This window comes from Paracoccus sp. 08, from assembly GCF_024105395.1.
In the GTDB taxonomy this organism is placed as follows: domain Bacteria; phylum Pseudomonadota; class Alphaproteobacteria; order Rhodobacterales; family Rhodobacteraceae; genus Paracoccus; species Paracoccus marcusii.
Genome location: NZ_WEKR01000004.1, coordinates 1 through 22,245, shown reverse-complemented (window position 1 = coordinate 22,245; position 22,245 = coordinate 1). Strand labels below are relative to the sequence as shown.

The 22,245-nt window shown below is 66.4% G+C and carries 23 protein-coding genes, 1 tRNA gene and 1 pseudogene; 12 read left to right on the top strand and 13 right to left on the bottom strand.

From position 1 onward, the window contains the following. Window positions 1-55: 55 nt before the first annotated feature. Genes rbfA through truB form a run of 3 tightly spaced genes read left to right on the top strand, consistent with a single transcriptional unit; the run spans window position 56 to window position 2,168 of the window. Complete coding sequence (gene rbfA, locus GBO37_RS01700) at window positions 56-475, top strand: 30S ribosome-binding factor RbfA (protein WP_045981949.1); 420 nt, start codon at window positions 56-58, stop codon at window positions 473-475. Beyond that, window positions 465-1,214 carry a phosphodiester glycosidase family protein gene (locus GBO37_RS01695; RefSeq protein WP_371927450.1) on the top strand — a complete coding sequence of 250 codons (750 nt, stop codon included), beginning with the start codon at window positions 465-467 and terminating at the stop codon, window positions 1,212-1,214. The genes rbfA and GBO37_RS01695 overlap by 11 nt, the downstream gene beginning before the upstream one ends. A gap of 60 nt (window positions 1,215-1,274) precedes the next feature. Further along, window positions 1,275-2,168 (top strand): tRNA pseudouridine(55) synthase TruB, encoded by an 894-nt coding sequence (truB, locus tag GBO37_RS01690; protein WP_252926721.1) that lies wholly within the window; start codon window positions 1,275-1,277, stop codon window positions 2,166-2,168. Here the strand turns inward: truB and GBO37_RS01685 are convergent. The 3 genes from GBO37_RS01685 to GBO37_RS01675 are packed head-to-tail and all read right to left on the bottom strand — an operon-like array spanning window position 2,158 to window position 4,787. Continuing rightward, window positions 2,158-2,982 (bottom strand): NlpC/P60 family protein, encoded by an 825-nt coding sequence (locus tag GBO37_RS01685; RefSeq protein WP_045981952.1) that lies wholly within the window; start codon window positions 2,980-2,982, stop codon window positions 2,158-2,160. The genes truB and GBO37_RS01685 overlap by 11 nt on opposite strands. Beyond that, window positions 2,982-4,352 carry a M17 family metallopeptidase gene (locus GBO37_RS01680; RefSeq protein WP_252926720.1) on the bottom strand — a complete coding sequence of 457 codons (1,371 nt, stop codon included), beginning with the start codon at window positions 4,350-4,352 and terminating at the stop codon, window positions 2,982-2,984. The genes GBO37_RS01685 and GBO37_RS01680 overlap by 1 nt, the downstream gene beginning before the upstream one ends. Before the next feature lie 57 nt (window positions 4,353-4,409). Continuing rightward, window positions 4,410-4,787: a hypothetical protein gene (locus GBO37_RS01675; protein WP_045981954.1), complete on the bottom strand. Its 378-nt coding sequence runs from the start codon at window positions 4,785-4,787 to the stop codon at window positions 4,410-4,412. Between the two features lie 140 nt (window positions 4,788-4,927). Here GBO37_RS01675 and GBO37_RS01670 point away from each other — a divergent pair, with 140 nt between their 5' ends. Beyond that, window positions 4,928-5,575 (top strand): carbonic anhydrase, encoded by a 648-nt coding sequence (locus GBO37_RS01670; RefSeq protein WP_046000489.1) that lies wholly within the window; start codon window positions 4,928-4,930, stop codon window positions 5,573-5,575. Between the two features lie 22 nt (window positions 5,576-5,597). On the opposite strand, the gene GBO37_RS01665 is transcribed toward GBO37_RS01670, so the two are convergent. The 7 genes from GBO37_RS01665 to GBO37_RS01635 form a co-directional block, all read right to left on the bottom strand. Beyond that, entirely contained in the window at window positions 5,598-6,197 is a 600-nt protein-coding gene (locus GBO37_RS01665; RefSeq protein ID WP_045981956.1) for a DedA family protein, read from the bottom strand. Between the two features lie 3 nt (window positions 6,198-6,200). After that, on the bottom strand, window positions 6,201-7,223 hold the full coding sequence (locus GBO37_RS01660) for an aspartate-semialdehyde dehydrogenase (RefSeq protein ID WP_045981957.1): 1,023 nt from the start codon (window positions 7,221-7,223) through the stop codon (window positions 6,201-6,203). A gap of 190 nt (window positions 7,224-7,413) precedes the next feature. After that, window positions 7,414-9,390: a M28 family peptidase gene (locus GBO37_RS01655; RefSeq protein WP_252926718.1), complete on the bottom strand. Its 1,977-nt coding sequence runs from the start codon at window positions 9,388-9,390 to the stop codon at window positions 7,414-7,416. Window positions 9,391-9,474: 84 nt separating this feature from the next. Beyond that, entirely contained in the window at window positions 9,475-10,092 is a 618-nt protein-coding gene (locus GBO37_RS01650; RefSeq protein ID WP_127897505.1) for a glycosyltransferase family 29 protein, read from the bottom strand. Continuing rightward, on the bottom strand, window positions 10,089-11,117 hold the full coding sequence (locus tag GBO37_RS01645; RefSeq protein WP_252926717.1) for a glycosyltransferase family 4 protein: 1,029 nt from the start codon (window positions 11,115-11,117) through the stop codon (window positions 10,089-10,091). Before GBO37_RS01645 ends, GBO37_RS01650 begins: the two co-directional genes overlap by 4 nt. Next, window positions 11,110-12,297, bottom strand: coding sequence for an MFS transporter (locus GBO37_RS01640; protein WP_194885963.1), 1,188 nt, complete (start codon window positions 12,295-12,297; stop codon window positions 11,110-11,112). The genes GBO37_RS01645 and GBO37_RS01640 overlap by 8 nt, the downstream gene beginning before the upstream one ends. 88 nt (window positions 12,298-12,385) lie before the next feature. Continuing rightward, window positions 12,386-12,889, bottom strand: a complete 504-nt coding sequence (locus GBO37_RS01635; RefSeq protein ID WP_252926716.1) for a hypothetical protein — start codon at window positions 12,887-12,889, stop codon at window positions 12,386-12,388. A gap of 172 nt (window positions 12,890-13,061) precedes the next feature. Between GBO37_RS01635 and leuB the strand changes: the two genes are divergently transcribed. The 3 genes from leuB (at window position 13,062) to GBO37_RS01620 (ending at window position 15,266) form a co-directional block, all read left to right on the top strand. Then, complete coding sequence (gene leuB / locus GBO37_RS01630; RefSeq protein ID WP_252926714.1) at window positions 13,062-14,183, top strand: 3-isopropylmalate dehydrogenase; 1,122 nt, start codon at window positions 13,062-13,064, stop codon at window positions 14,181-14,183. A gap of 6 nt (window positions 14,184-14,189) precedes the next feature. Continuing rightward, window positions 14,190-15,140 (top strand): DMT family transporter, encoded by a 951-nt coding sequence (locus tag GBO37_RS01625; RefSeq protein WP_252926824.1) that lies wholly within the window; start codon window positions 14,190-14,192, stop codon window positions 15,138-15,140. 49 nt (window positions 15,141-15,189) lie between these two features. After that, a tRNA-Pro gene (locus GBO37_RS01620) sits at window positions 15,190-15,266 on the top strand. 121 nt (window positions 15,267-15,387) lie between these two features. On the opposite strand, the gene GBO37_RS01615 is transcribed toward GBO37_RS01620, so the two are convergent. Continuing rightward, on the bottom strand, window positions 15,388-15,984 hold the full coding sequence (locus tag GBO37_RS01615) for a histidine phosphatase family protein (RefSeq protein WP_252926712.1): 597 nt from the start codon (window positions 15,982-15,984) through the stop codon (window positions 15,388-15,390). A gap of 192 nt (window positions 15,985-16,176) precedes the next feature. Between GBO37_RS01615 and GBO37_RS01610 the strand changes: the two genes are divergently transcribed. Further along, the gene (locus GBO37_RS01610) at window positions 16,177-16,695 is read left to right on the top strand and encodes a GrpB family protein (RefSeq protein ID WP_252926710.1); all 519 of its coding nucleotides are present in this window, start codon (window positions 16,177-16,179) and stop codon (window positions 16,693-16,695) included. An 83-nt stretch (window positions 16,696-16,778) separates the two neighbouring features. Here the strand turns inward: GBO37_RS01610 and GBO37_RS01605 are convergent, their stop codons facing one another. Then, window positions 16,779-17,135, bottom strand: a complete 357-nt coding sequence (locus GBO37_RS01605) for a helix-turn-helix domain-containing protein (protein WP_252926709.1) — start codon at window positions 17,133-17,135, stop codon at window positions 16,779-16,781. A gap of 119 nt (window positions 17,136-17,254) precedes the next feature. On the opposite strand from GBO37_RS01605, the gene GBO37_RS01600 reads away from it, so the two are divergent. The 3 genes from GBO37_RS01600 to GBO37_RS01590 all read left to right on the top strand — a co-directional run bounded on the left by GBO37_RS01600 (window position 17,255) and on the right by GBO37_RS01590 (window position 19,819). Then, window positions 17,255-17,668, top strand: a complete 414-nt coding sequence (locus tag GBO37_RS01600) for a nuclear transport factor 2 family protein (RefSeq protein WP_252926708.1) — start codon at window positions 17,255-17,257, stop codon at window positions 17,666-17,668. 343 nt (window positions 17,669-18,011) lie between these two features. After that, on the top strand, window positions 18,012-18,845 hold the full coding sequence (locus tag GBO37_RS01595; RefSeq protein WP_252926707.1) for an AraC family transcriptional regulator: 834 nt from the start codon (window positions 18,012-18,014) through the stop codon (window positions 18,843-18,845). A gap of 77 nt (window positions 18,846-18,922) precedes the next feature. After that, on the top strand, window positions 18,923-19,819 hold the full coding sequence (locus GBO37_RS01590; RefSeq protein ID WP_252926706.1) for a DMT family transporter: 897 nt from the start codon (window positions 18,923-18,925) through the stop codon (window positions 19,817-19,819). A 181-nt stretch (window positions 19,820-20,000) separates the two neighbouring features. Here the strand turns inward: GBO37_RS01590 and GBO37_RS01585 are convergent, their stop codons facing one another. Beyond that, window positions 20,001-21,086, bottom strand: coding sequence for a catalase family protein (locus tag GBO37_RS01585; RefSeq protein WP_252926705.1), 1,086 nt, complete (start codon window positions 21,084-21,086; stop codon window positions 20,001-20,003). 702 nt (window positions 21,087-21,788) lie between these two features. Between GBO37_RS01585 and GBO37_RS01580 the strand changes: the two are divergent. Next, window positions 21,789-22,245 (top strand): annotated as a pseudogene (locus GBO37_RS01580) (transposase); the annotation flags it as partial.

Genomic DNA, 22,245 nt, shown 5'->3' with positions numbered 1-22,245 from the left:
TTTGGGGCGTGATACAAGGTTGCGGCCCGCGCCGCGACCCCCTACATCGGGACGCATGGCACAGAACCGCAATTCCCAAGGTCAGGGCCCCAAGCAGCGCCAGCTGCGCGTGGGCGAACTGATCCGTCGTACCCTCGCCGACGTGCTTGCGCGCGCGGACGTGCACGACCCCGACCTGAACCGTCATTCCATCACCGTGGCCGAGGTGTCGATGTCGACCGACCTCAAGGTGGCGACGGCCTATGTGCTGCCGCTGGGCGGCCGCGATGCGCCCGAGGCGCTGGCCGCGCTGCGCCGCAACACGCCGGAACTGCGCCACCTGGTCGCCAAGGCCATGACGCTGAAATTCGCGCCCGAGCTGCGGTTCCAGCTGGACGAGACCTTCGACCGCATGGACGACACCCGCCGCCTGTTCGAGGACGAGCGCGTGCGCCGCGACGTCGCCGCCCCGGACCGGGACGACGATGACGCCTGATCTGCCGCGTCTGGCGGCGGTGGCGGTCGGAATGCTGGTCGCGATGGCGCTGCCATCGGGGGCCGCGCAATGCGAACGCGTGGACCATGATGGCCAGGGCTATGTGCTGTGCCAGGTCGAGGCCGCGCAGGAACCCGCCCTGCGGCTGTTCCAGGACGGCCCCGACGGCGCGCCATTGCGCAATTTCGCCAATGTCCGCCGCACGCTGGACGCGGGTCAGACGCTGTCGTTTGCCATGAATGCGGGCATGTTCCATGCCGATTACCGTCCGGTGGGTCTGCTGGTCGTCGACGGGGTCGAACTGTCGCCCATCGTCACCGGCGCCAGCCGCGACAATTTCGGGATGCTGCCCAACGGCGTCTTCTGCACCGGCGGCGCGCAACCCTTCCAGGTCATCAAAAGCGTCAGCTTTGCCGAGACGCGCCCCGACTGCCGACTGGCCAGCCAGTCCGGGCCGATGCTGGTCATCGACGGCGATCTGCATCCGCGGTTCCTGGCCGACAGCGACAGCCGCTATATCCGCAACGGGGTCGGCGTGTCGCCCGACGGGCAGACCGCGTGGTTCGCGATCTCGAACAGGCCGGTGACGTTCCATGAATTCGGGCGGTTCTTCCGCGACGGGCTGGGCGTGCGCGATGCGCTGTATTTCGACGGCTCGATCTCGCGGCTTTATGCGCCGTCGGTGAACCGGGCCGATTTCGGGCGCAGCATGGGGCCGATCATCGGCCTGGTCGAGTGACCGGTTGACCCCTGCCCGCCGCGGGTCTATCCCCCGGCCCTTGTTTTTTCAGGAGTGATCATGGCGCGCAAGAAGGGCCGGGACATCAACGGCTGGCTGATCGTGGACAAGCCCGCGGGCGTCAATTCGACCGCGGTCGTGGCCAAGGTGCGTTGGGCGCTGGACGCCAAGAAGGCCGGTCATGCCGGCACGCTGGACCCCGACGCGACCGGCGTCCTGGCCGTCGCCCTGGGCGAGGCCACCAAGACCGTGCCGATCGTCACCGACGCGCTGAAATGCTATGACTTCGTGGTGAACTGGGGGTCCGAGACGACCACCGACGACGCGTCCGGCAGCGTGGTCCGCACCAGCGACGACCGCCCCACCGCAGCGCAGGTCGAGGCGGCGCTGGCGGGCTTTACCGGTGACATCATGCAGGTCCCGCCCGCCTTTTCCGCCGTCATGGTCGAGGGCGAGCGCGCCTATGACCTGGCCCGCGAGGGGGTCGAGATGGAACTGGCCGCGCGCCCGCTGTGGGTCGACAGCCTGACCCTGCTGGAGGCCCAGGCCGATACCGCCCGCCTAGAGATGGTCTGCGGCAAGGGCGGCTATGTCCGCTCGATCGCGCGCGACCTGGGCCGGGCCTTGGGCTGTCTGGGCCATGTCGCGCATCTGCGCCGCACCTGGTCCGGCCCCTTCGAGGCCAGCGCCGGGGTGGCCTTCGACCGCGTCGACCGTGACGCGCTGGACTGGCTGGAAACGCAGATCCTGCCGTTGGAGACGGGCCTGGCCGACCTGCCCATGCTGCGCGCCACGACCGAAGGCGGCATCCGCATCCGCAACGGCAATCCCGGAGAGGTGACCGGCGGCGCCCAATGGGGCGAGCTGGTCTGGGTCCAGGACGCCAGGGGGCCGGTCTGCATCGGCCGCTATCAGGGCGGCATGGTTCAGCCCGACCGGGTGTTCAACCTGTGATGCCACCGGGGCGGTGGGCGCCCAGAAAGGGCCCCTCGCCCGCGGCGTCGATGCGGGCGATGGCGTCGCGGATCGGCTCGAAGGTGACGCACATGGTCCAGGCGGTGGCGTGGATCATCAGATCCGCCGACACGGCCATCGCCACGTGGCCCGGCCAGAACAGCAGATCGCCCCGCGCGATCGTGTCGGTCTGCGCGAACGTCGCGCGCTGCAGGTCGCTGTCGCCGGGGCAGGCGATGTCGCAGGCGGTCAGTGCGGCCTGCACCAGCCCAGAACAATCGATCCCCGCCCGGCTGTTCCCCCCCCACAGATAGGGCGTGCCAAGCAGGCTTTCCGCGACCGGAACCGGGTCGTCGGCCGGGCCGTCGGCCAGATGCTGGACCGGGACATGGCCGCCGGTCGCCAGCGTGGCAAAGCGGCCCTGGACCTGGGTGACCGACACCCGCGCGCCTAGGGACAGCGAAAACCGCTCGGGCCGCTTCATGTCGGGTTCCAGATAGACATGGGTGGCCGGCGCGGTGACGCGGTGGGTGATGGGCGGCAGGCTGCCGCTCAGCGCGGTGTCGGCGATCCAGCCGCAATAGCCGTCCAGCGCCGCGCGCACAAAGCTCATCCCCGCCTCGCGGTCGATCACCGTCACGTCGGCCCCGAAGTTCAGCTGCCGGTCGCGGCGGCCTTCGGGGGCATCCAGCAGGTCGACCACCGGAATGATCACCCGTGCGGGCTGTCCCGGCACGAAGGACGGCCGGTCCAGGACGCCGCGCAGGCTGTCCAGGGCCACGCGGTCGGTGGCGGGCGTCAGACGGCGGTCCATCAGCGCGCCAAAATCTGCGGCAGCGCGGCAAGGATCGCGCGCGCGCCCTGTCCGACGCCGCCCTTGGGGCGGCCCGGCGCGGCGGTGGGCTGCCAGCCATAGATGTCGAAATGCGCATAGCGGCCGGCCCCGTCAGCAAAGCGGCGCAGGAACAGGGCGGCGGTGATCGACCCGGCCATCCCGCCCGCAGGAGCGTTGTCCAGATCAGCGATGCCGGGTTCGATCAGCGATTCATACGCGTCCCAGAAGGGCATCCGCCAGACCGGGTCGCCGACCTGCATCCCGGCGGCCTGGATCGCGGTCGCGGTCGCGTCGTCGTCGCAGTAAAGCGGCGGCAGGTCGGGACCAAGCGCCACCCGCGCCGCCCCCGTCAGCGTCGCCAGAGAGATCATCAGGTCGGGGCTTTCCTCGGCCGCATAGGTCAGGGCGTCGGCCAGCACCAGGCGACCCTCGGCGTCGGTGTTGTTCACCTCGACCGACAGGCCCTTGCGGCTGGCCAGCACGTCGCCGGGGCGGAAGGCGTTGCCCGCGACGCTGTTCTCGACCGCCGGGATCAGCACCCGCAGGCGCAGGCCCGATGCCGCGCCGCTGCGCGCCAGCATCTTGAGCAGGCCAAGCGCGGTCGCGGCCCCGCCCATGTCCTTCTTCATCAGCCCCATCGAGGCGCCGGGTTTCAGGTTCAGCCCGCCGGTGTCAAAGCACACGCCCTTGCCGACGATGGTCAGCATCGGCCCCGCATCGCCAAGGCGGATGTCGATCAGCCGCGGCTCGCAGGCGGCGGCGCGGCCGACCGCGTGGATCAGGGGAAAGTTCTGCTTCAGCAGCTGGCCGCCGCAGATCACCTCGACCCGCGCGCCCAGATCGTTGGCAAGACCGCGCGCGGCGGCCTCCAGCTTGTCGGGGCCCAGATCGCTGGCAGGGGTGTTGATCAGGTCGCGGGTCAGGAATTCGCCCGCGGCGATGGCCAGCAGGCGGTCGGCGTCCACGCCTTCCGGGCAGACCAGCCGCGGCCCCTGGACCGGCGCGCCCTTGTAGCGGGTGAACCGGTACTGGCCCAGCAGCCAGCCAAGCGCCAACTGATCGGGGTCCAGACCCTGCGGGATGCCGGCCAGATGCCAGTCGCCCTTGGGCAGGACATGGGCGCGGGCCAAGTGGAACCGGTCGCGGCCGGCCTGCGCCCGCTCTCCCAGGCCCATGATCGCGCCGCGCAGCCCGCCCGACGCATCGGGCAGCAGGCACAGCTGTCCCGCCTTGGCCGCGAACCCGCAGGCCTGGGGCCAGTCGCCCGCATCCTGGGGCAGGGGGTCGCCGGTCCAGACCAGCCACAGCGGCAGGGTGGCATCAGAGGCGGGCGCGAATTCGGGGGTCATGGGCAGGTCCTTGGCAGTTCGGCGCACAGCCTACAGCACCGCGCCCCGACTGCAACCTCAGGCCAGGGCCGTCCGGTCCCAGATCGCCGTCAGCGACCGGTTGCCCACCCGCAGCAGGCGCGCGCGGATCGCGGCCAGCGCCGGCACGTCGCCGCGTTCGGCGGTGCTGCCCAGGTCCATCGCGACGCCCGCCAGCGACAGCAGGCCGATCTGCCAGGCCAGGCGCGACATGCGTTCGGCATGCGCCGCCGCCTGTGCCAGGTCCGCGTCGTCCAGCGCACCGTCCACCGCCGTCAGCGCCGCCGCCAGCTGTTCCAGCGCCAGGCCGATGACATGCTGGGCCGATGTCTCGCCCAGCTCGGCCACGATTTCCGCGACGCGGCGGCTGTCCACGCGGACCGCCTCTGATATGGCCAAAGCCGAAATTTGTGCCATCCGCACCTCCAGGGGATCTGTCCCCGCACGCGCCGACCATGCGGGGCAAGCGGTGAAGAAAGCCTTGAGGCGGGATCAAGAAAAGGCTCGAATTTGTCTCAATCCCGGCCTATCACCCCTGTCAGAAAGCGAGGTGCCAGATGAACGACCTGTCTCCGTTGCCGCAATATCTGGTCAAGCGTTTCCACGGCTGGAAGGCGACGTCCTATGCCGAGAACGCGGCCTGGTTCCGCCGGCTGGCGACCGAAGGACAGCGCCCGCGCGCGATGGTCATCTCCTGCTGCGACAGCCGCGTGCACGTGACCAGCATCTTCGGCGCCGATTCGGGCGAGTTCTTCATTCACCGCAACATTGCCAACCTGGTGCCGGCATATGCGCCCGACGGGTTGCAGCACGGCACCTCGGCGGCGGTCGAATACGCCGTCACGGCGCTGAAGGTCGCGCATCTGATCGTGGTGGGCCACACCAATTGCGGCGGCGTCAAGGGATGCCACGCGATGTGTTCGGGCGCCGCGCCCGAACTGGAGGAGAAGACCAGCTTCGTCGGTCGCTGGATGGACATCCTGCGCCCCGGCTATGACCGCGTGAAGGACCTGCCCGAAGCCGAACAGGTCAACGCGCTGGAGCGCGAGGCCGTGCTGGTGTCGCTGGAGAACCTGATGACCTTCCCCTTCGTCCGCGCGGCGGTCGAGTCCGGGGAAATGTCGCTGCACGGTCTGCTGCACGACATCAGCGAAGGCACGCTTTTGCAGGCCGATGACGGCGGCAGGCGGTGGGTGTCGATCTGACACCCGCCCGCCCGGCGCGTCTTCAGGCGTCGGGCCGCCAGCGGATGACCCGCCAGACATACAGCGCGACAAAGCCCAGAACGATCGCCGTGGACAGCGGATCGATCAGGTGGCTGACGGCCTCATAGCCGTTTTCAAGGACATAGCCAGCGATGGCCAGCCCGCCCGTCCAGATGAAGCTGCCGATGGCGGTGAACAGCAGGAACCGCCCCACCGGCATCTGCGCCAGCCCCGCGGGGACCGAGATCAGCGTGCGGATCGTGGGCAGGAAGCGGCCGAAGAAGACCGCGGCCCCGCCATGCCGGGCGAACCAGCCCTCGGCCGAGGTCAGCTCGTTGGGCGTCAGCGTCAGCCAGCGGCCATAGCGGACCACGACGCGGCGCATCCGCGCCGGGCCGTAAGCCACCCCGATCACGTACCAGAACCACGCGCCCAGGGTCGATCCGACCCCGCCCGCCAGGATCGCCAGCCACAGGGGCGTGCCGCCGCGGGCGGCGTTGAACCCCGCCAGCGGCATGATCAGTTCCGACGGGATCGGCGGAAAGATGTTTTCCAGCAGCATCAGGGCAAAGATTGCCCAGGCCCCCCCGCTTTCCAGCAGGCCGGTGATCCATTCGAACAAGGATCAGCCCTTCTTCAGGATGCGGTTGCCCAGCAGTTCGGCGATCTGCACCGCGTTCAGCGCCGCACCCTTGCGCAGGTTGTCGCTGACGCACCACAGGTTCAGGCCGTTCTCGACCGTGCCGTCCTGGCGGATGCGGCTGACGTAGGTGGCGTATTCCCCCACACATTCGACGGGGGTGATGTAGCCGCCGGGTTCGCGCTTGTCGATCACCATGACGCCGGGCGCCTCGCGCAGGATGTCGCGTGCCTCGTCCTCGTCCAGGAAATCCTCGAACTCGATGTTGATCGATTCCGAATGGCCGACGAAGACGGGGACCCGGACGCAGGTCGCGGTGACCTTGATCGACTTGTCCATGATCTTCTTGGTCTCGGCGACCATCTTCCATTCTTCCTTGGTCGCGCCGTCTTCCATGAAGACGTCGATCTGCGGGATCACGTTGAAGGCGATCTGCTTCTGGAACTTCTTCGGTTCCTTTTCCTGACCCGGCACGTACATGCCCTTGGTCTGGTCCCACAGCTCGTCCATGCCCTCCTTGCCCGCGCCGCTGACCGACTGGTAGGTCGAGACGACGACGCGCTTGATGCGGGCGCGGTCATGCAGGGGCTTGAGCGCGACGACCATCTGCGCGGTCGAGCAGTTGGGGTTCGCGATGATGTTCTTTTTCGCATAGCCCTGGATCGCGTCGGGGTTCACCTCGGGCACGATCAGTGGCACGTCGGCGTCGTAGCGATAGAGCGAGGAGTTGTCGATCACCACGCAGCCCGCGGCCGCGGCCTTGGGGGCGTGGATCTTGGTCGCATCCGATCCGATGGCGAACAGTGCGATGTCCCAGCCGGTCCAGTCGAACTGCTCGATGTCCTTGATCTTCAAAGTCTTGTCGCCAAAGCTGACCTCGGTGCCCTGGCTGCGGCGGGACGCCAGCACGGCGATCTCGTCCACGGGGAACTGGCGTTCGTCCAGGATGTTCAGCATTTCGCGGCCCACATTGCCCGTGGCGCCGGCGACGACGACTTTGTAACCCATTTCGGGGGAGCTCCTTTTTCTGCGGTCGGGGGCATTTACCGCAAACGGCCGCGCAACGCCAGCGCGCGTTGCAGGTCCGCACCCCGGCCGCGGGGTTCCGGCAACAGGTCGGGCGGCCCCGGCGATTGCCGCGAAACGCCGCAGGGACGGCTTGTGCGCGCCCGGCTGACCGGACGCGCACAAGCGGTTTTCAGAACCGCAGGCCCAGGCCCGCGCCGACGGTCGCCTGCGATCCGGCGTCATGGCCGATGCGGCTGTCCAACGTCACCCAGGCATCGGCCTGGTCGGACAGGGCCGTCTGGGCCGACAGGCCGATGCGGGCAAAGTTGCGGTCCTGTCCATCCAGCGTCACGCGGCGGTCGTTGCCGGTGCTGTCGGTCACGCGGATGCGCGAGGGCGCCCCTTCGGCCAGGTCGTGGACCAGCGTGCCTTGCGCCGACAGCGTCACGTCGCGCCCGGCGACGGCCAGATCGGTGCCGACGCGGCCGCCCAGCTGGACCTCCAGGCTTTCGATTGCCTGACCGGCATAGGTGACCGCGCGGCGGTCGCCCGACCCTTCCGAAAACCCGCCGATCCGGGTGCGGCTGTAATCCAGCCCCACGACCGGACCATAGGTCACGCCCGATGCCAGCGCATAGTCGCGCCCGGCCTGGACTCGCGCGCCCAGGGTATAGGCATTGGTCGACCAGTCGAAATCCCGTTCGACGATGGTCGCGCCCAGGCCCGAGCGGAGCACGAAGTCGCGCGTGCCCTCAAGGTCCGACTTGCCCCAGCTGACCGCGCCGATCACCCAGTCGTCGTTCATCGCATAGGCCGCGTCCAGCGACAGCTGATAGCCGGTCGATTCCAGGTCGTCGCCGCTGCGCAGGTCGTCGCCGCTGCGCAGGTCGTCGCCGGTGCGTGCATAGGCCAGCTGGCCGCCCAAAGACAGGCCGGGGGCCACCTGGTACGACGCGCCCGCCCGCGCCATCAGCGCAGCGCCGCCGTCGCGCCCGAAGGTCGCGCTGCTGTCCGGCGTGGCCAGGCCCTGCACCGCGATCGAGGGCGTGATCTGGCCAAAGGGCGCATCCGCGCCCAGACGGTCACGCGTCGCGCGCAGCGACAGGGCGGCCAGGTCGGCCTGCTGTCGGGTGGCCAGATCGGCGATCTGGGCCGCCGACAGGGCCGCGTCCTGGGACGACGCCACCAGGTCGGCGCCCGTCTCCTCGACCAGCAGGCGGGTCAGGATGCGGGCATAGTCGCGCATGCGCTGCTCGAACCGCTCAGGGCCCAAGGCCGCCAGCAGGAAGTCCCAGTTGTCCTCGGTCGGGTCATGCCAGGTCGAGCCGCCGGGGATCAGCGGATTGTCGGTCTGGGTATAGCCGTCCAGATCGCCCAGGTCCCAGTTCGTCGCCTCCAGCCACAGGATCGGGATGCCGTAGCCTTCAAACACGGCGGCGTCGGAACAGCAGCCGGTGTTGATCGGATAGTCCGGGTTCCGTCCGGGGTTGCTGCGCAGATCGATGCCAAGCTCGTCCGCGATGGCGTGCGCGCGGGTCCACAGCGACAGCAGCGCCGGGTTCTCCAGGTATTCGGTCCCGGCATGGGCATACATGAAATCGCCGGTGATCAGACTGTCGATGTTGATCATCCCGGCCATGTCGTCGCGGCGGCCGCCCAGGGTGTCGACGTAATGGGCCGCCCCCTGCAGGCCGACCTCCTCGGCGCCGAAGGCCACGAACTCCAGGCCGACATCGGTGGACAGCCCGGTCATGTGCGCCGCCAGTTCGGTCAGAACCCCCGCGCCCGAGGCATTGTCGTCGACCCCCTGCAGGTCGGGCGATGTTCCGGCGCTGTCGAAATGCGCCCCCACCACGATGAAGCGGTCGCTGGCGCCGGGCATCGACACGACCAGGTTTTGCGACGGGCCCAGCGTGGCGCCAGACCGGCTGGTGGCGGTGAAGTCCTGACGCACGACCGCATTGCCGCCGAAGGACAGGCGGTCGCGCATGTATTGGGCCGCGTTGAAGAAGGTCGTACCGCTGTCCGGCGCGCCCGTGAAGCGGCCCGGATAATTCAGCGCCAAGTCGCGCATCGTATCATAGCCATAGGCGCCGAAATCCTGCGCCAATGCCGGGGTGGCGCAGATCAGCGCAGTGGAGGCCAAGGCGGCCTTGATGGTTCTCATGGGGTTTCCCTGCCTGCTTTTTGGTGTCCCCCGCGCGGGGGAAGCGCACAGGATTGCACAGCGCGCAGCACGTGCAAGGCCGCCTCAGCGGATCAGCGTCAGACGGTGGTCCTGGCGCAACAGGTCGGCGACCCAGGCGCCCTCGGCCGCGAAATCATGCGGCACCTGCGCGGCATTGCGCCGTCCCGACAGCGACAGGCTGGCGAAGAAGTCGAAACCATAGAGCGTCAGCGATGCCAGATCACTGCGCAGGCACAGGTCGATCAGCATCGCGCCCGTCGTGGGCGGCGCGCCCAGCCGCCCGGCCAGCATGTCGATATCCGCCAGGGGGTGCAGGTAGAAGCCGGGGCTGGACGCGCTGTCCCAGTCCAACCGTTTGCGTTTGGGCGACATCCACAGGATGCGGCCGGGGTCCAGGCGCGCACGGTCCGCGTCCGGCAGGCGCGTGGCCAGCCCCAGCCAGTCGGTGCGCGTGCCGTGGCTGGCAGGGCTGGGCATCGGCGCGCGGTTGATGCGGACGACCCTGTCGGCGGCATCGATCCGTGCCCCGTGGGCCTGATCGGCCAGCGCGCGGGCATTGCCGATCAGCGCGACATGGCGGCCCGACAGGTCGGCCAGCAACGCGGATTGCGGGACCGACAGCGCGGCCAGGGGCGCGTCGCGGCGCATCAGGCGCGCCGTGGCAAAGGCCAGCCGGTTCACAGCAGCGACCGATAGACGTCGACGATGGCCCGCGCCTCGCCCTCGATGGCGTGGTTCGCGGTGACATGGGCGCGGGCGGCCTGACCCGCCGCGGCGCGGCTGGCGTCGTCGTCCAGCCAGCGGGCCAGCGCGGCGGTCAGGGCGGGGGCGTCGTCTTTCGGGACCAGGCTGCCGGTCTGGCCGTCGCGGATCAGCGCCTCGTAGGCGCCGACGCGGGCGGCGACGGTGGGGACGGCGCAGGCGGCGGCCTCCAGCGGCGTCAGGCCGAAGCCCTCCCAGCGGGCAGGGGCGGCAAAGAGGTCCAGTGCTTGGTAATGCGCGATCACCTGGTCCCACGGCAGTTCCCCCAGGAAGCGGATGCGACCGTCTAGCTCGGCTGCCTTGATGCGCGCCTGCAGGTCATCGGCAAAAGCGCGGTTGTCAGGGGTGATGCGGCCGGTGAAGATGATCTGCATTCGCGGGCGCGAGGGCAGCAGTTCCAGCCCCGCCTGCACCAGCAGATCGACGCCCTTCTGCGCGCGGATGCGGCCGAAGCAGCCGATCAGCACCGCGTCCGGGTCCATGCCCAGCCGCGCGCGCAAAGCCGCACGGTCCGGGGCGGGGTGGAACACGTCCGTGTCGACCCCGTGCAGGATCACGGTCGCGGGACGTTCCAGATAGCTGGCCGCCTGGGGCGAGGTCGCGATCAGTGCGTCCTGTTGCCGGATCAGCCAGCGGGTGAAGCCGGTGTGCCTGCGCTGGGCGGCGGACGTGAACAGCAGGCGGTACCGGCGCCGCAGCAGGCGACGCAGGATCAGGCCCAGCGCCATCTCGGTGTTGCGGCGCGCGTGCCAGACCCGCCATCGGTCGCGGGGCAGGGTGGCCGCGCGCATCAGGGGAATGTGCGGGACATCCGCAGGCAGGCCGGGGCCGGTCGCGCGGATGTCGATCATCCGCGCCTGGACCGGGATCAGCCGCACAACCGTCGCCGTCACCCCGGACAGGCGACGTTTCAGGTTCGGTGCGACGATCAGCGGGTCAGTCATGGGCGGCGGCCTCGGGCGTCAGGAAATACAGCAGGAACCCGATCGCCAGCGGGATCAGGAAGAACAGCCACAGCATAGCGAAGGCCTGCGCGGGCGCATAGGCACCCTGTGCCGCGGCATAGACCGGGCGCGACGCGAACTGCATCACCCCGACCCCACCGATGGAGATCATGTTGAGGAAGGTCATCCCGCGACCCACCAGATGTGGTGGCAGAAACGATCGTCCATGCGCCATGAGCAGCGGATAGGCCGACCCGAAGAACCCCAGCACCACCAGCAACGCGGTCACCGCGGGCAGGGGCAGGGCGGGGGCCTGCCACATCACCGCCAGCGTGACGATCATCACCGCGGAAAACAGCATCGTCGCACGGCGTGCGCTGCCCGCCAGGCGCGCGGCGGGTCCGACGGCAAAGCTGCCCGCGACCATGGCCAGGCCCATCGCCAGCGTGACCCGGCCGATCTGGGTCGCGTCGGCGCCATGCACCTGCTCCAGCCAGGGGGCGGCCCACAATCCGCGGATCGCCGCCGTCACCGCATAGTTCACGCCGAACAGCGGCACGATGAACCACAGCGCGCGCAGGCGCAGGATCTGACCGATCGAGCCCTGCGGATGCCCCGCGCCCAGCCGCGCCGGGTCGCGCACCGCCGCCAGAACCAGCGCGGCCACCATCAGTGTCACGGCCGCAAGCCCCCACAGGGTCTGGCGCCACCCCGCAGCCTCGATCACCCAGACCAGGGGCGAGGCACCCAGGATGTTGCCCAGCGATCCGAACCCCACCAGCACCCCGGCCAGCATCCCGAAGGACGCGGGCGGGTATTCGCGCGCGAAGATGAAATACGGCCCCATCAGCGCCGGAGAGCAACCGATGCCCAATGCGGTCATCGCCAGATGCAGGTGCCACGGCGCGTCTGCCATCGCAAAGATCACCGCGCCTCCGGCCCCGCCCACCGCCATCAGCCACGCCACCGTGCGGCGCGGTCCGAACCGGTCCAGCGCCGCCCCCACCGGCAGCTGCATCAGCGCGAAGGCGATGAACCACAGCCCCGATGACAGGGCCAGATCGCCGGGGCCGGCGCCGACCTGATCCTGCAGCACCGGGGCCAGCACGGCCAGAAAGGCCCGATAGAATTGCGACAGCATATAGGCCAGCACCAGGCTGACCAATCCGGCCTTGAGCATGAATTCGTTCCTCCGTTCCCCGGCGCCACGCTGGGCCAAGGACGCGGAAGCTGCAAGACGTGCAAATCACGCCGGGGGCGGCGGGGCGTTATTCGGCGGGGGCGGCTTCCGGGTCGGGGGCCGTGTCGCTGGTGCCCGCGGCGGCGGCCTTGGCGGCGGCGGCCTCGGCCAGGCCCGGCGTCACGGGCTGGGTGCTGCCGCCCATCCCCTCCAGCCGGGCGATCAGTTCGGGAACCCGCGGGCCAAGCCGGTCGCAGGCATCCGCCTCCTCGACCACGGCAAAGGCCGGGCGGACATAGTCGCGGTCATAGCTGACCGGGTCCAGCCCCAGCCGTTCGGTCAGCGCATCCGTGGTGCCGGCCATCAGCTGAAATTCCGGACCGCTGACATCGTGTTCGGGGCATTCCGCCGTGATCACGGTCATCTGCGCGACGTCGCGCGCCAGCGCCTGCGCCTCGTCGTCGGACAGCCCCGACACGTCCGGCAGCGGTACCACGACCCGGTCGCCCGGCACCCCGTCCGAGGTCTGCGCCAGGGCGGGTTGCGTCAGCGCCGCCGCGGCGGCGATCATCAGGACAGTCCAGCGGGTCATCGCATTCCTCATTCACAGGGCTGGTCGGGCGACAGGGTCGACCAGCAGCCCCCCGGGCGCAAGGCAAACTGTCGTGAGCGCCCGTTCCCCGCCGCGCTTGACCCTAGGGCGGGCGGCGTCTAACCCGAAGCCGCAGCCTGCGCTGTCGCGGCTGGCACCTGAAGGAGGGATCATGTCCGACCGCTATTCGCTTCTCATCCTGCCCGGCGACGGGATCGGCCCCGAAGTCATGGCCGAGGTGGTCAAGGTCATCGACTGGTTCCAGGCGAACCGCGGCATGGCGTTCGACGTGACCCACGACCTAGTGGGCGGCGCGGCCTATGACGTGCATGGCGTGCCCCTGGCGGATGCGACGATGGCCAAGGCCCAGGCGGTGGATGCGGTCCTGCTGGGTGCGGTCGGTGGCCCGAAATACGACGTCCTGGATTTCAGCGTGAAACCCGAACGCGGCCTTTTGCGCCTGCGCAAGGAGATGGACCTGTTCGCCAACCTGCGTCCGGCGCAGTGCTTTGACGCGCTGGCCGACTTCAGCAGCCTGAAGCGCGAGGTCGTGGCCGGCCTGGACATCCTGATCGTGCGCGAGCTGACCTCAGGCGTCTATTTCGGCGAACCGCGCGGCATCCATTCCGACGACAACAATCCCGACAACGAGGGTGGCCGCGTCGGCATCAACACCCAGCGTTACACCAGCGGAGAGATCCGCCGCGTCGCCCGGTCCGCCTTCGAGCTGGCCCGCGCCCGCGGCAACAAGGTCTGTTCGATGGAAAAGGCCAACGTGATGGAATCGGGCATCCTTTGGCGCGAGGAGGTCCAGTGGGTGCATGACAACGAATACCCCGACGTGGCCCTGTCGCACATGTATGCCGACAACGGCGCGATGCAGCTGGTGCGCGCGCCGCGCCAGTTCGACGTGATCGTGACCGACAACCTGTTCGGCGACCTGCTGTCGGACGCGGCGGCGATGCTGACCGGCTCGCTGGGCATGCTGCCGTCCGCGTCGCTGGGCGCGGTGATGGCGAACGGCCGGCCCAAGGCGCTGTACGAACCGGTCCACGGATCGGCACCCGACATCGCGGGGCAGGGCAAGGCCAACCCGATCGCCTGCATCCTCTCCTTCGCCATGGCCCTGCGCTATTCCTTCGGCGAGGGTGCCGCGGCCGACGCGCTGGAGGCCGCGGTCGAGCGTGTGCTGGCCGACGGCCTGCGCACCGCCGACCTGATGGGGCCCGAAGGCGGCACCCCGATCAGCACGGCGCAGATGGGCGATGCCATCGTCGCCGCGCTGGAGGCCTGATTGGCCCTGACCGCCAATGTCAGAGGCGCATTGCTGCAGCTTGCGGCGATGGGCCTCTATGCCACGCATGACGTGGTGATCAAGTCGCTGGGTGCCATCTATCCGGCGATGCAGATCCTGTTCTTCGCATCGCTGCTGTCGTTCCCGCTGGTCAGCATCGTGCTGATGCGCGACCCCCAGCCCGGCACGCTGCGCCCGGCCAATCCGGGCTGGGTGATCCTGCGCACGTTGTGCGCCGTGGTGGCGGGGATGGCGGGGTTCTTCGCCTTCTCGACCCTGCCGCTGACGCAGGTCTATGCGATCCTGTTTACGGCGCCCCTGCTGATCACCATCCTGTCGATCCCGCTTCTGGGCGAGAGGGTCGGCTGGCACCGCTGGGCCGCTGTCATCGTCGGCCTGACCGGCGTGCTGATCGTGCTGCGCCCGGGCGGGCAGGAGATCCAGCTGGGCCACATCGCCGCGATGGCCGGCGCCACGGCCAGCGCGTTGGCCGCGGTGATCATCCGCCGCCTTGGCCGGGCCGAACGCCCGATGGTGCTGATGATGTGGCCGATGCTGGGCAACTTCTTCGCGACCGGCGCGGCGCTGTCGGTCAGCTATCAGCCGATGGAGCTGGTGCATCTGGCGATGACCGGCATCATCGCGGGGCTTGGCCTCATGGGCGGGTTCCTGGTCATCATGGCCTATCGCACCGGAGAGGCCGCGATCGTGGCGCCCATGCAGTATTCGCAGATCCTGTGGGCGACCGGCTATGGCTGGTTCCTGTTCGGAGAGGGCGTCGACCCTGCCACCCTGCTGGGCGCGGGGGTGATCATCGCCTCGGGCATCTACATCGTCTGGCGCGAAGGCCGCGGCGTCAGCGCCAATCGCCCCGCGACCAGCGCCCGCCTGCGCGCCGAGACGGTGACGGCGCCGAAATCGACGATCCTGCAAAGATTGTGGGCGCCCCGTCGCTGATGGGGGCTTGCATTCTCCGGATCGTCGCGCTACCTGCCCGTCCTACGGTCGGAGCGTAGCGCAGCCTGGTAGCGCACCTGCTTCGGGAGCAGGGGGTCGGAGGTTCGAATCCTCTCGCTCCGACCATTTCCCCGATGTTCTATGGCACATAGTTCTGCCTTTTCTGTCAGGCAGTCTGCCTCTCAGGCTTGCCAGCTTGACGAAAGCGAACGGTCAGCGGTTGGCGCTGCATCGACGCGAAGAGCCCTTAACTACCGGTCATGAGGGCTTCCATCGGCTTCCATTCATTTTGTGGCCTCCGAAGCTGGGAGTCCAAGGCGAACCAGCAACCACCACCTCCTGGGTCCTGATCAAAGCGGCGGTCGATACCGATGCCCGACAATGCGCAGAACAGTAGAGTACCGACCCCTCCATGCCCCACGAACAGAATATCCCCTTCATGCGGGCCTGCCAGGCAGGCTTCAAACTCGTCCACAATGCGGCGCTGCGCGCTGTTTGCCGTCTCCCAACCGCGCACGCTCACGGCAGGCTCGGCAAAGAACTGATCCGCAACGGCCTCAAATTCCTGTGGCGGGAGGAAACCGGTCGAGCTGCGGTCATTTTCGTGCATTCGCGGTCGGACCTCTAGAGGTACGCGCAATGCCAACGAGAGAGGCGTAGCAGTTTCAAGAGCCTTGGTTTCATCGCTGCTGATCACCCTGCGAGTTCCCGAGAGAGACCCGAGCTGGGCAGCCAATGTAGCGACCCGAGTGCTGCCAACTTCATTCAGCGACCACGCCCGAACGTCTTTAAGAGGCTCCATAAGAACCTGTGGATGTGTCAAATAGCGGACGATCTGGGGCATGGCGAGCCTATGGTGACGGGCGCTGATAGCAGGACACTCATAGTGCGCCTGCTATTGGTCAATGTCTGAAAAGTCCCGCAGAGCGATCCCAGGTCTGCGTCGCAGCATCAAAGTGAACAGCGCAAATAAAACTGATCCTAAAAGCTCCATCTGTGGTACCTCTCTGACCGTTTGTGCTCATGAGGTATTCCCATGAATGATGACGCCCACGAGAAATCGCTTGGCCTGCGCGACGGAACATTGAGGCTGATGCCTTACCGGCCCGAGTGGCCGGAACTCTATCATCAGGAGGCTGCGCGTATCGAGCGGTCTGTGCCATCCGATCTCGACATAAAGATCCATCACATCGGCAGTACCTCCGTCGAGGGGCTTGCGGCAAAACCGATCCTGGATATTGCGCTGGTTGCTAAGAAAGAGGACGAACCGCGAGTTGCGGATGTTCTTGAAGCTCTCGGCTATGCCGATAGGGGGGAAAGGAGCGGTCGTCATTTCATCCGTGAGGAAGGCATGGGCGTAAGACGCCATAACCTGCATCTCTACGCACCGAACGACGATAGGATGATAAAGCAGATCGCCTTTCGGGACGCTCTGCGCCGAAACCCGCAAGCCCGCGATGAATACATGAGTATCAAGACAAGCTTGCTGGGTGGGGCAAGGCAGGACTACGCGCCGGGAAAAACAGAGTTCATCACTGCTCTCCTGTCAGCTTAAGGTCCGTTCTGTCCCGCATAGCAGACGCACGACGGCGACGGGCGAGCGGCAGCTATGAGAGACTTTTTTGCCCTTCGCCCGACCTAAGCACTCCGCTCCATGGCCGATGGCTCCCTCATCGCGCTGACCAGTTCCCGGTTCGCCGTGCCCCATTCGCACAGGGGAGCCAGAGCGTCGACAAGTGTCTCGCCGAATGGCGTCAACGCATAGTCGACCACGGGCGGGACGCAATGATGATCGCGCCGAAACAGGATATTCATCTCCACCAGATCGCGGAGTTGCTGGATCAGCACCTTTTCACTGATACCGCCAACGCGTCGTCGGATTTCGGAGAAGCGCGTTGGCCCGCTCTGGACGTGAAAGAGGATCAGCGGCTTCCATTTGCCCCCGATAACTGCCAGCGCCACATCCAGACCGCAGGGCGTGTTCGTTCGGTCCATGCCAATTTTGCCCTTACCTTTTGGTAGGTTCTACCATTTAGGTAATCAGGCGTCTACTTGGATGCCATGGCCGCGGCCAATCGCGAAACTCCATGCACTGTCCGGGAAAGGCACTCAAGATGACGGATAATCAGCACACCATCCAGAAGCTTTACGCGTCGGCCGAGGCGATCTCGCTCGACATCGAGGCATTTCTTTCCTGTTTCTGGCAAGACGGTTACGCCCGCGACATTCCCACTCAGATGGATTTCCGCGGCTCCGATATCGCGCTCGTCGCAAGCGGGATGGCCGAAGCCTTCCCCGACATTCACCGGGAGCTTTTCAGCATCGATGTATCGGGTGATACAGTTGTCGTCGAACTGGCCATCCGGGGCACGCATCGCGGCACGCTTATGACACAGTCGGGCCCGCTTGCCGCAACCGGAAAGGTTATCGACGTCCCCTGCTGCGATGTCTTCAGGATGAAGGACGGGAAGGTAGCGGCTTTCCACTGCTATAATGCGTCCTCAATCATGCAGCAGCAGCTGAGCTGACACTTCATGCCCAAGGCTGCGGGGAGGCAACTTTGGCCTCTTCGCGTCGATGCTGCTCCGATCACTGACTGTCCGTTTTCGACAAGCTACCAAGCCCAAAAGGCACACTGCCTAACAGAAAAGGCAGAACTATGCGCGACAGAACATCGGGTGGCAGGCACCAGATAGTTCTGCCTTCAGCGGGTGAAGAAACTGCGTGAAAACAGTGAGGCTATCTCTGAAAAGCAGCCTCTCGATTGGCGGGCAGCATCGACGCGAAGAGCCCATCTCAACCGTTGCCAGTTTGACCCGGCAGCACCCCGGCGCTAAGCATCGGGCGGCCAACGGCTAGAGGCGTCCGGTCTTGGAACAAGTTCAGCTACAAGAGTTCAAGGAAGAGGTTTCCCTGCGGTACCGACCTAGCCTTTATGGGATAGAAACCCTTTCGGCGCGCTATCTGACACAAACCTTCAAGCCCCACGCCCATGATGAATACATCTTCGGCGTGATTGATGGTGGTGTCCATTCCGTCTGGTGCCGAGGCGAGATGAACCAGGTATCGTGCGGCTCGGTAGTCACGATGCGACCTGGTGACATCCACTACGGCGGCGCAGGACGTGAGGACGGCTGGCGTCAGCGGATGCTCTACCTTCCTGAGGCTGGGATGCGTGCGCTTCTGGAGGACGTCACGGGTCGCGTGCCGACCGGAACCCTCGATTTTGGTACGGCCTTCCATGCTCGCCCAGATCTGGCACGGAGGTTTGCCGACCTTCACGCTGTCCTCCACGCATCGAGTGCGCAACTGTCAGTGGACGTGGCGCTTGATACGCTGCTGGGCACGCTGCTGCGGGAACTAGCCCCGCAACAGTCCGTTCCGCGGCAGCAGGGGCAGGGGCGGATTGCCGATGCGATCGACTACCTCGACAGCCACGCCGAGGAGGATGTCTCGCTGGAGGACCTGTGCCAGATCACCGGGCTGCGGCGCAGGCAGACGATTGAAGCCTTTCGGCGGGCCACTGGCTTACCACCGCATGCATGGCACCTGCAAAGAAAGGTCCATCTTGTAAAGCATCTCCTTCGTGAGGGCTTGTCCCCGGCAACGGCAGCAGCCCAGGCTGGCTTTGCGGATCAGAGCCACATGGGGCGCCATTTCCGGGCGATTGTCGGCATCACCCCTGCCGCTTATGTCAGAGGCTGACACCGCGTTTTCGTTCTATCTCGCAAGGTACTGAAGGGCGTACCTATCGTGACTTGACACGACATGCGGGGACCAGAATGTTGGTATCGACTCATATCATGGCACGACGGACGACGCTCTGGGCAGAGGTGGCCGTACTGGGCGTTGCGCTGATCTGGGGAGCAAGCTACCCTGTTGCCAAGGGCGCGCTGACGCATATGCCGGTGCTCCTGCTGATCTTCTGGCGATTTGCATTGGCAGCACTTGTGATGACGACGGTCGCCTTCCGCGACCTGCGAGCAGCCGGCCGGGCGGACCTTTTGGCAGGCGTTCTGCTCGGAGGCATTCTCTGCGCAATCTTCCTTGCTGAGACGTGGGGGATTTCGATGACGACCGCGACGAATGCCGCCCTCATCATCTCGCTCTGCACGATCTTCACGCCCTTCCTTGAGTTCGGGTTGCGGCGCAGGCTGCCCCCTGCCGGGGTGATGGCCGGCGCCACCGTGGCGGTGAGCGGGGTCATGGTGCTGTCGGGCGGCATGGGCGCGCTTGGGGCCGGGGACCTGCTGATCCTAGGCGCCGCAGGCCTGCGGGCGGTGATGGTGGTATCGACCAAGCGTCTTATGGAGGGCAGCCGCCTTTCCTCTGCCGCTTTGACGGCGGTGCAAGCTGCCACCGTCGCAGGGCTGACCATGGCGCTGCTTCTGGTTCAGTCCGGGCCCGCAGGCCTTCTGGTCAGTGCGGATATCGGTGGCTGGGCTTCGGTGGCCTTTCTGTCGCTTTTCTGCACTGTCGGGGCATTCTATGTGCAAAACGCGGCGGTCCGGCGCACCAGCCCCACGCGCGTCGGCTTCCTTATGGGAACCGAACCGTTGTTCGGCTTTGCATTAGCTTGGGCGATCCTGTCCGAGCCCGCCACTCCGGCGGCGTTGATCGGCGCGGGGCTGATCGTTGCAGGCACGTCCCTCGGCCTTGCGGTTGACAGACAAAGCTAAACTTCAGGAGTTTACGCAGGGGCGACTTTGTCCCGCATAGCAGACGCTAGCCCGTCGCCGTCGTGCGTCTGCTGTGCGGGACGAATCTGCCATTTGCTACGTGGCAGCAAGATATCCAAACCCGCAGTTTGAAATGACTACTCGGGGGCTGCGTTGGTGCCACTGCAACAGACACATTATGTCAGCCCGGCAGATCCAATGTCTGAGGTTCGTGGATTGGGCAGCGATTGAACTCACCGCGGAAATCGCTCGACATTTTGTAAGTCTCGCGGCGAACCCGATTGACTGACCCCAAGGGACGGTGCGCCTCCAGACCAGTCCACACGGAAAAGCGCAGCTTTTCGTCCACGATCTGAGCGCGGGCCTCGCTCCACCCTGGCTGCGGATTGGCGCGCAGACGCGCCACGGTGACGAAGGGGCTGTCCTCCTCGTCCCACAGGACCGAGGGGTTCTCAACTGGCATTGCCTCAGCGTCGCGACATAGCTGCACGCGCAACTCCCATTCACAGGCGCCGGCCTCCGCCGCGACCGCGACAGCCTCTCGCAGTGCATCAGGGCGGCCCTTCGTGTCGATGATTTCCTCGGTGTGACAGGTCAGCGTTTCGGATACCGGAACCAGAGAAAATTTTGCGACATGATGGCCATGGCGGAACGCTGTCTGAGAGTAGTAGGTCTCACCCAACGGATGGACATTCGGTGCTCCCCCCATGGTCTGGAGAGTGGCACTCCCTCCCCCAACGGCCTCTAGCACCCTCTCAGCGCCGCGCAGCACCGCAGACAGCGCCTTTTTTGCCCATTCCGCGCGATCGGTCGTCTTGGCCAAAAGCTTCAGACTTTTCAGAAAGGCTTTCGCATTCGGCGCGGTGAAGACGGGACCATTCACCATCACGAAGTCCTGTGAGTTCCCTTCAGCGCCACTTAGCCTCGCCCCTTCAACTCCCATCACCTTCAGTGCAAGCCCCCGTGGAACGGAGATGCTGTCCGACAAGATATCTCCCGGATTGGTCGAGATACGCAGCACTGCCTGATAGACCCCCGGCACCGCGAACATCCCCTGCGCAAATTCCGGCGGGAGATCAGGCAGGACCGTCAGTTCCGCCTTGAGGATCCCGTGGCTTTTGGCGTGAACCGAGCGCACCGCGTGTCCATAATGCTCAGAGGTGGTCTCCATTATGTCCAGGAGAGTGGCCTTCAAGCCTTCGATCGTTTCGGCTTCGTCATCGGGGATTGTCTCAAGATCGGGAGAGTAATGGATCGGTGGCTTCATGACGTCCCTCGGCTGCGCAAACGTGGCTTCGGGCTAAACGGTGAACTGCAAACCGTGGTTCCTTGGCCCACTCCAGCTGCCCAGATCGAAAGTCCGGTTTGGGCTCTTCGCGTCGATGCTGCCTGGCAGTCGAGATGCTGCTTTTCAAAAATATGGTGATCGCGGGCACCGCGATCGCTGATCTAGAGGACAGCCGCGCCTCCGCTTCGCTCTGGCACCGCTGACGATCTTTCATTTGTTTTTCCGCCTGCCATCCGGCCGGCGATCCGAACACGGGCTCTGGTGCCGCTGCGCGTCAGCCTCCACGGAGAAATCCGGTTCCTCCCACGCCAAGGCGCGGGCCCCTCCCAATTTCACCGCTCCGGCCCCGTGTGTCAGATCACCGTCCGGCCGCAGGTCGGGCTGCGCCCACCCTGCTTTGCCCTTCGGATGACATAAGGTCATCCAAAGTGAAAAGCACGGATGGCTTCGCCACTGGCGGAACAGGAAAGAGCGGGCGGAGATGTTAGACCACCTAAAAGGCAAAGCCGTGACGCAAACGGCAATCTTGCTTGGTGTTCACAGTGGTGTTGATTCACAGACGGGTTTGCCGCGGCCGGGCTGGAAGTGCAGGCTCACCCTGCATCTTTCACCACACATTGAGCTGCTGCCGGTTTCGTGGACACGAAGATAAGATCGCGACCAAGGAACTGGAGAGTGGATATGACGAGACGAAAGTTCAGCCGTGAGTTCAAGACAGAGGCCGTGAGGCTGGTAACCGATCGGGGCGTAGCGGTGTCACAGGCCGCACGCGACCTCGACCTGTCCGAGAGTGTGCTGCGCCGCTGGATGAGGGAATTGAGCGCAGCCCCGGCTGCTGCATTTCCCGGGAATGGGCAGATGCGTGCCGATCTGGCCGAGATCGCCGCCCTGAAGAAAGAGGTCGTCCGGCTCCGGGCGGAGCGTGACATCCTCAAGAAGGCGACAGCTTTTTTCGCGCGCGAGGCGACATGAGGTTCGCCTTCATTGCCAAGCACCGGCACATTTGGCCGGTCAGTTGGCTCTGCGAGGCGCTGGAGGTTTCGCGCTCCGGCTTCCACGCTTGGATCAACCACCCGACCAGCACCCGCGAGATCCATGATGCCAGGCTCGTCATGGCGATCGAGACGAGCTTCAAAGC

What these genes read in the sequence shown, in the direction of transcription:
- GBO37_RS01660 (WP_045981957.1), bottom strand. Translation starts at nt 7,223, where the DNA reads ATGGGTTACAAAGTCGTCGTCGCCGGCGCCACGGGCAATGTGGGCCGC.
- GBO37_RS01680 (WP_252926720.1), bottom strand. Translation starts at nt 4,352, where the DNA reads ATGACCCCCGAATTCGCGCCCGCCTCTGATGCCACCCTGCCGCTGTGG.
- leuB (WP_252926714.1), top strand. Translation starts at nt 13,062, where the DNA reads ATGTCCGACCGCTATTCGCTTCTCATCCTGCCCGGCGACGGGATCGGC.
- GBO37_RS01695 (WP_371927450.1), top strand. Translation starts at nt 465, where the DNA reads ATGACGCCTGATCTGCCGCGTCTGGCGGCGGTGGCGGTCGGAATGCTG.
- GBO37_RS01670 (WP_046000489.1), top strand. Translation starts at nt 4,928, where the DNA reads ATGAACGACCTGTCTCCGTTGCCGCAATATCTGGTCAAGCGTTTCCAC.
- GBO37_RS01640 (WP_194885963.1), bottom strand. Translation starts at nt 12,297, where the DNA reads ATGCTCAAGGCCGGATTGGTCAGCCTGGTGCTGGCCTATATGCTGTCG.
- GBO37_RS01615 (WP_252926712.1), bottom strand. Translation starts at nt 15,984, where the DNA reads ATGCCCCAGATCGTCCGCTATTTGACACATCCACAGGTTCTTATGGAG.
- GBO37_RS01655 (WP_252926718.1), bottom strand. Translation starts at nt 9,390, where the DNA reads ATGAGAACCATCAAGGCCGCCTTGGCCTCCACTGCGCTGATCTGCGCC.
- GBO37_RS01685 (WP_045981952.1), bottom strand. Translation starts at nt 2,982, where the DNA reads ATGGACCGCCGTCTGACGCCCGCCACCGACCGCGTGGCCCTGGACAGC.
- GBO37_RS01675 (WP_045981954.1), bottom strand. Translation starts at nt 4,787, where the DNA reads ATGGCACAAATTTCGGCTTTGGCCATATCAGAGGCGGTCCGCGTGGAC.
- GBO37_RS01645 (WP_252926717.1), bottom strand. Translation starts at nt 11,117, where the DNA reads ATGACTGACCCGCTGATCGTCGCACCGAACCTGAAACGTCGCCTGTCC.
- GBO37_RS01605 (WP_252926709.1), bottom strand. Translation starts at nt 17,135, where the DNA reads ATGGACCGAACGAACACGCCCTGCGGTCTGGATGTGGCGCTGGCAGTT.
- GBO37_RS01600 (WP_252926708.1), top strand. Translation starts at nt 17,255, where the DNA reads ATGACGGATAATCAGCACACCATCCAGAAGCTTTACGCGTCGGCCGAG.
- GBO37_RS01610 (WP_252926710.1), top strand. Translation starts at nt 16,177, where the DNA reads ATGAATGATGACGCCCACGAGAAATCGCTTGGCCTGCGCGACGGAACA.
- GBO37_RS01585 (WP_252926705.1), bottom strand. Translation starts at nt 21,086, where the DNA reads ATGAAGCCACCGATCCATTACTCTCCCGATCTTGAGACAATCCCCGAT.
- GBO37_RS01635 (WP_252926716.1), bottom strand. Translation starts at nt 12,889, where the DNA reads ATGACCCGCTGGACTGTCCTGATGATCGCCGCCGCGGCGGCGCTGACG.
- truB (WP_252926721.1), top strand. Translation starts at nt 1,275, where the DNA reads ATGGCGCGCAAGAAGGGCCGGGACATCAACGGCTGGCTGATCGTGGAC.
- rbfA (WP_045981949.1), top strand. Translation starts at nt 56, where the DNA reads ATGGCACAGAACCGCAATTCCCAAGGTCAGGGCCCCAAGCAGCGCCAG.
- GBO37_RS01590 (WP_252926706.1), top strand. Translation starts at nt 18,923, where the DNA reads ATGTTGGTATCGACTCATATCATGGCACGACGGACGACGCTCTGGGCA.